The sequence below is a fragment of the Paraburkholderia sp. AV2 genome (assembly GCF_054968425.1).
On record NZ_JBANLK010000061.1, the window covers coordinates 1 to 10,870 of the forward strand.

Annotated in this window: 11 protein-coding genes and 1 tRNA gene (1 of these 12 cut by a window edge); 7 read left to right on the plus strand and 5 right to left on the minus strand. The window is 67.3% G+C overall.

The window, feature by feature from the left end:
• Positions 1-143 precede the first annotated feature (143 nt).
• The 5 genes from moaA (at position 144) to V8683_RS27850 (ending at position 4,171) form a co-directional block, all read left to right on the plus strand.
• On the plus strand, positions 144-1,256 hold the full coding sequence (gene moaA, locus V8683_RS27830) for a GTP 3',8-cyclase MoaA (RefSeq protein ID WP_411188997.1): 1,113 nt from the start codon (positions 144-146) through the stop codon (positions 1,254-1,256).
• Between the two features lie 7 nt (positions 1,257-1,263).
• Positions 1,264-1,884 (plus strand): molybdenum cofactor guanylyltransferase MobA, encoded by a 621-nt coding sequence (gene mobA, locus V8683_RS27835; protein WP_411188996.1) that lies wholly within the window; start codon positions 1,264-1,266, stop codon positions 1,882-1,884.
• Positions 1,885-2,026: 142 nt separating this feature from the next.
• Positions 2,027-3,334, plus strand: a complete 1,308-nt coding sequence (gene moeA / locus V8683_RS27840) for a molybdopterin molybdotransferase MoeA (protein WP_411188995.1) — start codon at positions 2,027-2,029, stop codon at positions 3,332-3,334.
• Between the two features lie 67 nt (positions 3,335-3,401).
• Positions 3,402-3,677: a hypothetical protein gene (locus V8683_RS27845; protein WP_411188994.1), complete on the plus strand. Its 276-nt coding sequence runs from the start codon at positions 3,402-3,404 to the stop codon at positions 3,675-3,677.
• Positions 3,677-4,171, plus strand: coding sequence for a GNAT family N-acetyltransferase (locus V8683_RS27850; RefSeq protein WP_411188993.1), 495 nt, complete (start codon positions 3,677-3,679; stop codon positions 4,169-4,171). The genes V8683_RS27845 and V8683_RS27850 overlap by 1 nt, the downstream gene beginning before the upstream one ends.
• 15 nt (positions 4,172-4,186) lie before the next feature.
• Here V8683_RS27850 and V8683_RS27855 read toward each other — a convergent pair whose 3' ends face one another.
• The 5 genes from V8683_RS27855 to pncB form a co-directional block, all read right to left on the minus strand.
• Positions 4,187-5,689 (minus strand): DNA recombination protein RmuC, encoded by a 1,503-nt coding sequence (locus tag V8683_RS27855; RefSeq protein ID WP_411188992.1) that lies wholly within the window; start codon positions 5,687-5,689, stop codon positions 4,187-4,189.
• Positions 5,686-6,675 carry a 2-hydroxyacid dehydrogenase gene (locus V8683_RS27860; protein ID WP_411188991.1) on the minus strand — a complete coding sequence of 330 codons (990 nt, stop codon included), beginning with the start codon at positions 6,673-6,675 and terminating at the stop codon, positions 5,686-5,688. The genes V8683_RS27855 and V8683_RS27860 overlap by 4 nt, the downstream gene beginning before the upstream one ends.
• A 43-nt stretch (positions 6,676-6,718) precedes the next feature.
• Positions 6,719-8,140 carry a sodium:proton antiporter gene (locus tag V8683_RS27865; RefSeq protein ID WP_411188990.1) on the minus strand — a complete coding sequence of 474 codons (1,422 nt, stop codon included), beginning with the start codon at positions 8,138-8,140 and terminating at the stop codon, positions 6,719-6,721.
• Positions 8,141-8,803 carry a LutC/YkgG family protein gene (locus tag V8683_RS27870; protein ID WP_411188989.1) on the minus strand — a complete coding sequence of 221 codons (663 nt, stop codon included), beginning with the start codon at positions 8,801-8,803 and terminating at the stop codon, positions 8,141-8,143.
• A gap of 105 nt (positions 8,804-8,908) precedes the next feature.
• Complete coding sequence (gene pncB, locus V8683_RS27875) at positions 8,909-10,111, minus strand: nicotinate phosphoribosyltransferase (RefSeq protein WP_411188988.1); 1,203 nt, start codon at positions 10,109-10,111, stop codon at positions 8,909-8,911.
• 287 nt (positions 10,112-10,398) lie between these two features.
• On the opposite strand from pncB, the gene fdxA reads away from it, so the two are divergent.
• Both fdxA and V8683_RS27885 read left to right on the plus strand, forming a co-directional pair.
• Complete coding sequence (gene fdxA / locus V8683_RS27880; protein ID WP_411188987.1) at positions 10,399-10,722, plus strand: ferredoxin FdxA; 324 nt, start codon at positions 10,399-10,401, stop codon at positions 10,720-10,722.
• A gap of 123 nt (positions 10,723-10,845) precedes the next feature.
• A tRNA-Asn gene (locus V8683_RS27885) sits at positions 10,846-10,870 on the plus strand; it runs 151 nt beyond the window's last position.

Here is a 10,870-nt window from a genome sequence, read left to right on the forward strand (position 1 = left end):
GCCGGGCGTCACGCCTGGCATCTCCCGGCCCCAAGGAAGCCCGCCATATCGGCGGGCTTTTTTTTGATATATCACGGGTCCTCCCCGAGGCTGGCGGGGCAGAGGTTCGGCTAAAATTCAATCAAACTCTGAACGAAGCCACGATGTCCCGACGCGTCATCCCCGTTGCCGATGCCCGTACGCTGCCGCCTCACGCGGCCGGCGGGGCCGCGCGCGCGCCGGCCGGCGAGGTTCTCGACACCCTCGTGCGGCCCTTGCACGACCTGCGCATCTCGGTCACGGACCGCTGCAACTTCCGGTGCGTCTACTGCATGCCGCGCGAAGTGTTCGACAAGGACTACCCTTTCCTGCCGCATGCCGCCCTCCTCTCGCTCGAGGAGATCGAGCGCCTCGCGCGGCTTTTCGTCGCGCACGGCGTCACGAAGATCCGCCTGACCGGGGGCGAACCGCTCCTGCGCAAGAACATCGAATTCCTGATCGAGCGTCTTGCCGCGCTGCGCACGCCAGCAGGCGAGCCGCTCGACCTCACGCTCACGACCAACGGGTCGTTGCTGGCCCGCAAGGCGCGCACGCTGCGCGACGCGGGCCTCACGCGCGTGACCGTTAGCCTCGACGCGCTCGACGACGCACTCTTTCGCCGCATGAACGACGCCGACTTCGCGGTCGCCGACGTTCTCGAAGGCATCGCGGCCGCGCAGGCCGCGGGCCTCGCGCCGTTGAAGGTCAACATGGTGGTCAAGCGCGGCACCAACGACGACGAAATCATGCCGATGGCGCGACACTTCCGCGGCTCGGGCGTGACGCTGCGCTTTATCGAATACATGGACGTGGGCAGCTCGAACGGCTGGAACATGACCGAAGTGCTGCCTTCGGCGGACGTCGTCGCGCGCATCGCCGAGCACTTTCCGCTCGTGCCGCTCGAAGCCCACGACGCCGCCGAGACCGCGCAACGCTGGGGCTATGCCGACGGCGCGGGGGAAATCGGCGTGATCTCCAGCGTGACGCGCGCGTTCTGCGGCACCTGCACGCGCGCGCGCCTCTCGACCGAGGGCAAGCTGTACCTGTGCCTGTTCGCCTCGATGGGCTACGACTTGCGCGCGCTCCTGCGCAACGGCGCCGGCGACGAAGCGATCTCGGCGGCCATCGCCCAGGTCTGGGAAGGCCGCGCCGACCGCTACTCGCAGTTGCGCGGCAGTGCCGCCGCTCGCGCCGAATCCAGCGAACGCCGCATCGAAATGTCCTATATCGGCGGGTAACCAGCCGATGTCCGCTACCCTGACTGCCGCCGCCATCACGGGACTCGTGCTCGCGGGCGGACGCGGCCAGCGCATGGGCGGCGCCGACAAAGGGCTGCAAGTACTGCATGGCCGGCCGCTCGCGGCGCACGTGCTGGCGCGGCTCGCGCCCCAGGTCGGCGCGCTGGCGATCAGCGCGAACCGCCATGCCGAGACCTACGCGGCGCTCGGCGCACCCTGGCAGGCGCAGGTGCTCGCCGACACCCTGCCCGATTACCCCGGCCCGCTCGCGGGACTGCTGACCGGACTCGCCGCGGCGCGCACCGACTGGCTGCTGGCCGCGCCGTGCGATTCGCCCTGGCTGCCCGCCGATCTGGCGGCGCGGCTGTCGGCTGCGGCACTCGCCGAAGACGCCGACATCACGACCGTCACCACCGCGAGCGCCGCCGGAGAGGTTTCACTGCACCCGGTCTTCGTGTTATTGCGCACGGCGCTTGCCGACGATCTCGCTGCCTTTCTGGACGCGGGCGAACGCAAGGTGCGCGCGTGGTACGGGCGCCACAAGGTGGTCGAAGTGGCCTTTGCCGAGGAGCGTGCGTTTTACAATATCAACTCTTTGCAGCAACTCGCCGACCTCGACCGTGCCTGACGAGTGGGAGCAACCCGGGGAGCACTCCGGACAGCAGCCCGCGAGCCGCCGCCCGCTGTCCCACCGCTCCGACGCATATCAGGCATGCCCACCAGGACGACCGCCGCACCCGACCGGGCTTAACGCGCCGCCTCCCCACCCGATGACCACGCTTAACACTTTGTCCGGTTGCGTCAGCCGTTACGATCCTCAAGCCCTGCCCGTAAGCGCCGCCCAGGCCATCGTGCTGCAATGGGTCACACCGCTCGCGGCAAGCGAGCGCGTGCCGTTGCGCGATGCGCTGGCGCGCGTGCTCGCGACGGACGTGATCTCGCCGATCGACGTCCCCGCGCACGACAACGCCGCCATGGACGGCTACGCGTTCGACGGCGCCGCGCTGCAAAGCCAGACCGGCGGCACGCTGACCCTCAAGGTCGCGGGCAAGGCCTTTGCAGGACATCCGTACGCAGGCGAGATCGCATCGGGCGCGTGCGTGCGCATCATGACCGGCGCGCCGATGCCCGCCGGCTGCGACACGGTCGTCCCGCAGGAACACACGCGGCGCGAGGGCGATTGCGTGACGTTCGCCGCGCAAGCCGTCGCGTGCGGCGCCAACCGCCGCCGCCGCGGCGAAGATCTCGCGAAGGGCAGCGCCGCGCTGCGCGCCGGTCGCATCCTGCGCGCCGCCGACATCGGCCTGATCGCCTCGCTCGGCCTCATCGACGTCGACGTGAAGCAACGGCTGCGCGTGGCCTACTTCTCGACCGGCGACGAATTGCGCTCGCCGGGCGAGCCGCTGGAAGCGGGCTGCATCTACGACAGCAACCGCTACACGCTGGGCGCCATGCTCGAGCGGCTCGGCGTCGAGGCCATCGACCTCGGCCTCGTGCGCGACGAGCCGGCCGCGCTCGCCGCCACGCTGAAGCAGGCCGCCGAATGCGCCGACGTGGTGCTGACCTCGGGCGGCGTCTCGGTTGGCGAAGCGGATTTCACGCGCCAGCAATTGCAGACGCTCGGCGACGTCGCCTTCTGGGGCCTCGCAATGCGCCCCGGCCGGCCGCTCGCCTTCGGCCGCATCTGGTCGGGCGGCAAACCCGGCACGGGACGTGCGGCGCTCATCTTCGGCTTGCCGGGCAACCCGGTCGCGACGATGGTGACGTTCTACCAGATCGTGCGCCCCGCCCTGCTCGCCATGGCCGGCGCCGCCCCGCAGCCCGTGCCGCTGATCCCGGCGCGCTGCGACGCGCCGATCCGCAAGCGGGCCGGCCGCACCGAATTCCAGCGCGGCCAGGCGCGCCGGGAGGAACGCGGCGAACGCGGCGAGTGGCGCGTCGTGCCAACGGGATCACAAAGTTCCGGCGCGCTCAGTACCATGAGCGAGGCAAATTGCTTTATCGTGCTCGCCCATGAAGCCTCCGATCTCGACGCCGGCGACGCCGTCGACATCATGCTTTTCGACGGACTCGTCTAGCACGAGCCAGCCCTTTCCAGCCTTTGCCGAATTCCATACGTCCACCACGCCATACGGACCGACTCACATGAAAAAACAGATCTCGTTCATTGCCGCGGGGCAGACTGCCAAGGCGCTCATCCTCGTGTATCTGACGTTCAGCGTGCCGCTCGTGCTGCTCGTCGCCGTTGTCGCGTTCCTGCGCTACGGCACCTTCGAACTGGCCACCGTCTTCAGCGCGCTGCTGCTCAACGCGATCGTCGGCTTCATCCTGTTGTGGATCGCCTGCCACGCCTATAACTGGGTCGCGGCGCGCTTCGGCGGCATCGAGATCCACCTCGCCGACGCGCCGGAAGAAGCGTAATGGCGGCCACGATCCGCACGGCCACGCCGGCCGACGTCGGCGCCATGCACGCGCTGATGTACGAACTGGCCGAGTTCGAAAAACTCACGCATCTGTTCGTCGGCACGCCCGAGGGGCTCGCCGATGCGCTCTTCGGCGCGCGTCCCGCAGCGGAAGCGCTGGTGGCCGAAGACGCCGGGAAGATCGTCGGCTATGCGCTCTTCTTCCACAACTATTCGACCTTCCTCGCCCGCCGCGGGCTCTACCTGGAAGACCTCTACGTGCAGCCGTCGCAGCGCGGCACGGGTCTCGGCACGGCCATGCTGCGCGCGCTCGCGGCCATCGCCGTGGAGCGTCAGTGCGGACGCTTCGAGTGGACCGTGCTCGACTGGAACCAGCCGGCCATCAGCTTCTACGAGAAGATGGGCGCGACTGTGCTGCCGGAATGGCGCGTCGTGCGCGTGGCTGGCGACGCGCTCGAACGCCTCGCCGCGCCGGCCGAACAGCCGGCCTGAGCCAGAGCACGCCGCTTACTCGTCGGCGGCGCCGTTGCGCAAGGCGTCGCCCAGCAGGTCCGTCGCTTCCTCGCCCGGCAGCGCCTCCACGTCGCGCAGCTTGCGATTCATCGCGCGCGTGCGCACCTCGGCGGCCTCGATCGAGCGCGTCACCGTCTCGAGCTGCGATTTCGTCTTCGCGAGCACGTCGCCGAACTTGCCGAACTCGGTCTTCACCGCGCCCAGCACCTGCCACACCTCACTCGACCGGCGCTCGATGGCGAGCGTGCGGAAGCCCATCTGCAGGCTGTTGAGGAGTGCCGTCAGCGTCGTGGGCCCCGCCACCGTCACGCGGAAATCGCGCTGCAGCAGGTCGGTCAGGCCCGGGCGGCGCAGGATTTCCGCGTAGAGCCCCTCGGTCGGCAGGAAGAGCAGCGCGAAATCCGTGGTGTGCGGCGGCGCGACGTACTTCTCCGCAATCGTGCGCGCCTCGGCCCGCACGCGCGCCTCCAGCGCGCGGCCCGCTTCCTCGATGCCCGCCGCGTCGGCGCGTTCCTGCGCGTCGATCAGGCGCTCGTAGTCCTCGCGCGGGAATTTCGCGTCCACCGGCAGCCACACGGGCGCGGCCGTGCCGTCGGCGTCTCCGCGCCCTGGCAGGCGAATCGCGAACTCGACGCGTTCGTTGCTCTTCGGCACCGTCGCAACGTTCTTTGCGTACTGGTCCGGCGTGAGCATCTGTTCGAGCAGCGCCTCGAGCTGGACCTCGCCCCACGTGCCGCGCGTCTTCACGTTCGTGAGCACCTTCTTCAGATCGCCGACGCCGGCCGCCAGTGTCTGCATCTCGCCCAGCCCGCGATGCACCTGCTCCAGACGATCCGACACGAGCTTGAACGACTCGCCGAGGCGCTGTTCGAGCGTCGCATGCAGCTTTTCGTCGACGGTGCGGCGCATCTCTTCGAGCTTCGCGGCGTTGTTCGCCTCGATATCCTTCAGGCGCTGCTCCAGCGTCGCGCGCACTTCGGCGAAGCGCCGGTCGTTCGCCTCCGTGAGCTGCGCGAGCTGCTGCGCCAGCACGCCGCCGAAATGGCGCAACGCGTTGCCCTGCTCCTCGCGCGCCTGCTGCGCCTGCTGCTGCAAGCTCTGGCGCACCGCTTCGAGCTGCTGCGCATTGGTCTCCGTCAGCTTGACGAGCTGCTGCGCGAAGCCCTCGATCTGGTTGTTCTGCACCGTCGCGATGCTCGTGAGGTGCGCGGCCAGCGCCTGCTGCACCTGAGCAAAGCCGCCGCCGAACTCGCTGCGCGAGGCCTGCGCCGTGCGCGCGATCTCGTTGCGCAGCTCGCGCTCGATGCGCTCGGCGGCGCGCGACTGCGTCTCGGTCGAAGCGGCAAGACGATCGCCCAGCGCGTCCAGCCCTTCGTGGAGCGCGTGCGCCGCTTCGGCTTCGTCACCCCGGCGAGCGCGCATCAGCGCGACGAGGGCGACGACGAGAGCAATCGCGACCAGCAGCGTCGCGACGGACATCAACAGCAAGGGACTCATGAACGGGCTTTCCCCATGACTTCAGGATTGATCGGATTGGGCGGGCGCCCCGCGCGCGGCCCCTCGCCCAGCGCGGCGATGAGGTTGTCGGCGGCAAGGTTCGCCATCGCGCGGCGCGTCGCCTCGCTCGCGCTCGCGATGTGCGGTGTGAGCACGACGTTGGACACCGTCAGCAGCGCCGGATGCACCTTCGGCTCGCCTTCGAACACGTCGAGGCCGGCTGCCGCGATGCGGCGCTCGCGCAGCGCCTCGGCCAGCGCGGCATCATCGACGATGCCACCGCGCGCGACATTGGTGAGCGTCGCCGTGGGTTTCATCAGAGCAAGCTCCGCCGCGCCGATCGTGTGATGGTTTTCCGCCGTGTAGGGCAGCACGAGCACAACGTGATCGGCCTCGCGCAGGAGCGCCTCCTTCGTGCGGTATTCGGCATTCAGTTCAGCTTCAATTTCCGGCGCGACGCGCGAACGGTTGTGATAGATCACGCGCATATTGAAACCCTGCGCGCGCCGCGCGATCGCCTGGCCGATGCGGCCCATGCCGACGATGCCGAGCGTCGAACCGTAGAGGTCCGGCCCGAGAAACATGTCGTACGACCACTTCTCCCATTTGCCCGCGCGCAGGAAGTGCTCCGACTCCGTGATGCGGCGCGCGGCCGCCATCATCAGCGCCCAGCCGAAGTCGGCCGTGGTTTCGTTGAGCACGTCGGGCGTGTTGGTGCCCAGCACGTTCGCAGCGTTGAACGCCGCCATGTCGAAGTTGTTGTATCCCACAGCCATGTTCGCAACCACGCGCAGGCGCGGCGCCGCCGCGAGCGTTGCGGCGTTGACCGGGTCGCCGGCCGTGAGCGCGCCGTCCTTGTCGGCGAGACGCCGCGCGAGTTCGTCGGCCGGCAGCGCGTCGCCGGTGTTCCAGTCCACCTCGAAATGCTGCTTGAGGCGCTCGATCACGTCGGGAAAAATGGGCCGCGCCACGAAGATCTTCTGCATCGTTGCTCTCCACTTCAGTTTCGGTTGCACACGCGGGCGACGCTCAGGCGAAAAAGAGCCAGGTCGCCGCCAGAAATATCGGCACCAGTATCGCGCAGGACCAGCCAAGATAGCCGAAGAAGCCCGGCATGCGCACGCCGCGCGATTCCGCGATCGCCTTCACCATGAAATTCGGCGCGTTGCCGATGTAGGTGTTCGCTCCCATCAGCACCGCTCCCGCCGAAATCGCCGCGAGCGTCTTCGCGCCCGATGTCATGAGCGCTGAAGCGTCGCCGCCCGCGAGATTGAAGAACACGAGCCAAGTTGGCGCATTGTCGAGAAACGACGACAGGAGGCCCGTTGCCCAGAAGTACATCGCGTCGTTGGGTCGGCCCGGCGCGTCGTTCACGAGGCGGATGAGGCCCGCGAACGCACCCGCCTCGCCCGCGCGCAGGATCGCGATGACCGGCGCGATGGTCACGAAGATGCCCGCGAAAAGCTTCGCGACCTCGGCAATGGGCGCCCAGTTGAACTCGTTGCCGGCGCGCGCTTCGCGCGGCGTGAAAACAAGCGACGCGACCGCGAGCAGCACGAGGCCGGCGTCGCGCACGAGGTTCTGCAATTCGATGTGCGCCCCCGGCACCGCGAACGCAATACCCGGCTTCCAGACCCCGCTCAGCAGCACGAGACCGATCGCGCCCGCGAGCAGCACGAAATTGAACTTGCCGCCGATGCCGAGCCAGCCTGTGTCGGGCGTCGGGTCGAGGAACGCGGCGCGCGTTTCGCCTTCGCGGCCGAAGAACCGCGCGTCGAGCACGTAGAACACGGCGAGCAGCACGCCGCAGACAAACAGCATCGGCAAGACGAGATGCTGCGTAGTCCAGAAGAAACCCACGCCGTTCAGAAAGCCGAGAAAAAGCGGCGGGTCGCCGAGCGGCGTGAGCATCCCGCCCGCGTTCGCCACGAGAAAGATGAAGAACACCACGACGTGAACGTTGTGGCGCCGGTTGTCGTTCGCGCGCAAGAGCGGCCGGATCAGCAGCATGGCCGCGCCGGTCGTGCCCATGACGCTCGCGAGCAGCGCGCCCAGCGCGAGGATCGCCGTATTCGTGCGCGGCGAGCCGTGCAGCGTGCCGTACACGCAGATGCCGCCCGCAATCGTATAAAGCGAGCCGAGCAGGACGATGAACGGCAGATACTCGTCGATCAGCGCGTGCAGGAACATCGGCCAGGTGGCGGCGATGCCGTGCGTCGCGGCGAACGGCACGAGGAACGCGAGCGCCCATGCGGCGGCGATCTTGCCGAAATGCCGGTGCCAGAATACCGGCGCGAACATCGGGTAGAAGGCGATCGACAAGAGCATGCCCGCGAAGGGCAGGCCCCAGGTGGCGGGGAGCATCGCGCCGTCGACGCCTTCGGCATGCGCGCAGGCAGGCAGCAGCGCCAGGACGGCGGCGAGCGCCGCGGCGCAGCGCTTGTGCGTCATTTACGCGCCATGCACGACGATGACGTGCACGCGGTAAGGTCCGTGCGCGCCAAGGATGATGGTCTGCTCGATGTCGCCGGTGCGCGACGGCCCCGAGACGAAGTTGACGGCGCGGGGCAACTCGCCGCGTTCGGCGCGCATCAGCGCGAAGGCGTCCTCGTGGCCCGCGACGATGCGCGACGCGGGCACGACGGCAATGTGCGTTTCGGGCAGCAGCGCGCCCGAGGCCCAGGTCTCGGGACTCGAAAGCAGAACGAGCGTGCCCGTCTCTGCCGTGGCGCAGAAGCAGCCTGTGAGGCCGACCAGATCGCGATCCTCGGGCTTGCGGAATTCGACGGCGAGGCCCGCGGCAGCCCAGTCGAGCGAAGCGAGCGTGGCCCAGGCCACTGCGTTGACGGCGAGGCCACGTTCGACGAGATAGCGCTGCGCGGCGGCCGGCACGGCGGCCATGCCTTCGACTTCCTCGACGGTGCTGGACATCTTCTGCGCTTCGCGCACGAAGCGCGCGACGAGGTCGCCTTCGAGCGTGGGCCGCGGCCCTTCGGGATGATGCGCAAGATAGTCGGCCACGGCCTCGCGCTCGGACGCGGCGGGCGCCGCCTCGCGGCCCTGAGCCGCGCGAATGCGCGCGAGTATGCTGCGGCGGGCGGCCGTGGTGTCCATGGGCGATCCTCGTTGCGTTGAAGAAAAGCGCTGCGCGCTCGCGCGCGGCATTGGTGCCGATTATAACGGGGCCACCCCGCTGGCCGCCTCGCCCCGTTTGCGGCGCTACTTGCCCGCGCTTTCTTCTTCGGTGGGCTGCTCGATGCCGAACACCTGGCGCAGATACGCGAGATAGGCCTTGTCGTCGCACATGTTCTTGCCCGGCGAATCGGAGAGCTTCGCGACGGGCTGGCCGTTGCAGCGGACCATCTTGATGACGATCTGCAGCGGCTGATAGCCGAGGTCGTTCGTGAGGTTCGTGCCGACGCCGAATGCGAGCCGGCAGCGCCCGCGAAAACGCTCGTAGAGCCGCAGCACTTTCGGAATGTCGAGCGCGTCCGAGAAGATCATGGTCTTCGTGCGCGTGTCGCAGCGGTTGTCCTCGTAGTGCTTGAGCAGGCGCTCGCCCCACTCGAAGGGATCGCCCGAGTCGTGGCGCGCGCCGTCGAAGAGCTTGCAGAAGTACATGTCGAAGTCGCGCAGGAAGGCCTGCATGCCGTACACGTCCGACAGCGCGATGCCCAGGTCGCCGCGATACTCCTTCGCCCACATCTCGAAACCATAGATCTGCGAGTCGCGCAAACGCGGCCCGAGCGCCTGGCACGCCTGCAGGTACTCGTGCGCCATCGTGCCGAGCGGCGTGAGATTGTGCTTCATGGCGTAGTACACGTTGCTCGTGCCCGTGAACTGCTCGCCGAGATCCTCCTTGAGCGTGAGGATCACCTCTTCGTGCCAGCGCTTCGAGAAACGGCGGCGCGTGCCGTAGTCGGCGATCTTGCAGTCGGCGAACTCGGGCTTCGCGCCGAGCAGTTCGATCTTGCGGCGCAGACGCTCGCGGCCTTCGTCGTATTGCGGATGGTGCTGCGTGTTGCGGAAGTAGACCTCGTTGACGATGGCGAGCACCGGAATCTCGAAGAGAATCGTGTGCAGCCACGGCCCCTTGATCTCGATGTCGATCTCGCCGTTGTTCTTCGGCGAAGGCGTCACCGAGATGTACTTCTCGTTCAGATGGAAGAGCGCGAGGAAATCGATGAAATCGCCCTTGATGAAACGCATACGGCGCAGGTAGTCGAGCTCGACTTCGGAAAAGCGCAGCCGGCAGAGCTTCTGGATCTCGCTGCGGATCTCGTCGACGTAAGGAACGAGATCGACGTCCGGCGTGCGGCAGCGGAAGCGGTATTCCACGCTCGCGGCCGGAAAGTGATGCAGCACCACCTGCATCATCGTGAATTTGTAGAGATCGGTATCGAGCAGCGAAGTAATGATCATGATGAGCCAGCCGGACTGCATTCTGAGGACGCGCGCCCATGTTACCCGAATGCGTACGCATTCACCGCCCTGCCGGGCATGCCCACGCGCGTTGCAGCGCGCTTTGCGAAGATTTCACGGTGACCGCGGCAGGGAGCCTGGGATGTCCCGGGCTGTGCCATAAACTAATCACGAAACGATATAAGCGCGCTTGCGGGCCTCTCGCAGCGAAAATTCGCATTCAGTTACAATAAGGGTTTCGGCCCACGCGCCTTCCCACGATACAAAAGCTTGCAGGAGCTGCCTGAATGACCCACGTTGTGACCGAAAGCTGCATCAAGTGCCGCTATACCGACTGCGTCGATGTGTGCCCGGTGGACTGCTTTCGCGAAGGTCCCAACTTCCTCGCGATCGATCCTGACGAGTGCATCGACTGCGCCGTGTGCGTGGCCGAGTGCCCGGTGAACGCCATCTACGCCGAAGAAGACGTGCCTGGCGACCAGCAGCATTTCACCGCCCTGAACGCCGAGCTGGCGAAGGACTGGCCGAGCATCACCAAGACCAAGGCCCCGCTGCCCGAAGCCGACGAATTCAAGGATGTGAAGGACAAACTCGCGCTTTTGGCACGCTAATCGCGCTGAACCCAGGCGCGTGTTGCGCCGTTGCGTTCCGGAACGGAATTGTTTTTGGGATGGCGCCGAGGTATTGACAGACCCATCCGTACCTCCTAAAATCTCGTTCTCTGCTTTTGTTGATCCCCGATAGCTCAGTCGGTAGAGC

Bases quoted from the DNA above. Each gene is read 5' to 3' on its own strand.
- V8683_RS27850 (WP_411188993.1), top strand. From the start codon at position 3,677: ATGGCGGCCACGATCCGCACGGCCACGCCGGCCGACGTCGGCGCCATG.
- moeA (WP_411188995.1), top strand. From the start codon at position 2,027: ATGACCACGCTTAACACTTTGTCCGGTTGCGTCAGCCGTTACGATCCT.
- pncB (WP_411188988.1), bottom strand. From the start codon at position 10,111: ATGATCATTACTTCGCTGCTCGATACCGATCTCTACAAATTCACGATG.
- fdxA (WP_411188987.1), top strand. From the start codon at position 10,399: ATGACCCACGTTGTGACCGAAAGCTGCATCAAGTGCCGCTATACCGAC.
- V8683_RS27860 (WP_411188991.1), bottom strand. From the start codon at position 6,675: ATGCAGAAGATCTTCGTGGCGCGGCCCATTTTTCCCGACGTGATCGAG.
- V8683_RS27865 (WP_411188990.1), bottom strand. From the start codon at position 8,140: ATGACGCACAAGCGCTGCGCCGCGGCGCTCGCCGCCGTCCTGGCGCTG.
- V8683_RS27845 (WP_411188994.1), top strand. From the start codon at position 3,402: ATGAAAAAACAGATCTCGTTCATTGCCGCGGGGCAGACTGCCAAGGCG.
- V8683_RS27870 (WP_411188989.1), bottom strand. From the start codon at position 8,803: ATGGACACCACGGCCGCCCGCCGCAGCATACTCGCGCGCATTCGCGCG.
- mobA (WP_411188996.1), top strand. From the start codon at position 1,264: ATGTCCGCTACCCTGACTGCCGCCGCCATCACGGGACTCGTGCTCGCG.
- moaA (WP_411188997.1), top strand. From the start codon at position 144: ATGTCCCGACGCGTCATCCCCGTTGCCGATGCCCGTACGCTGCCGCCT.
- V8683_RS27855 (WP_411188992.1), bottom strand. From the start codon at position 5,689: ATGAGTCCCTTGCTGTTGATGTCCGTCGCGACGCTGCTGGTCGCGATT.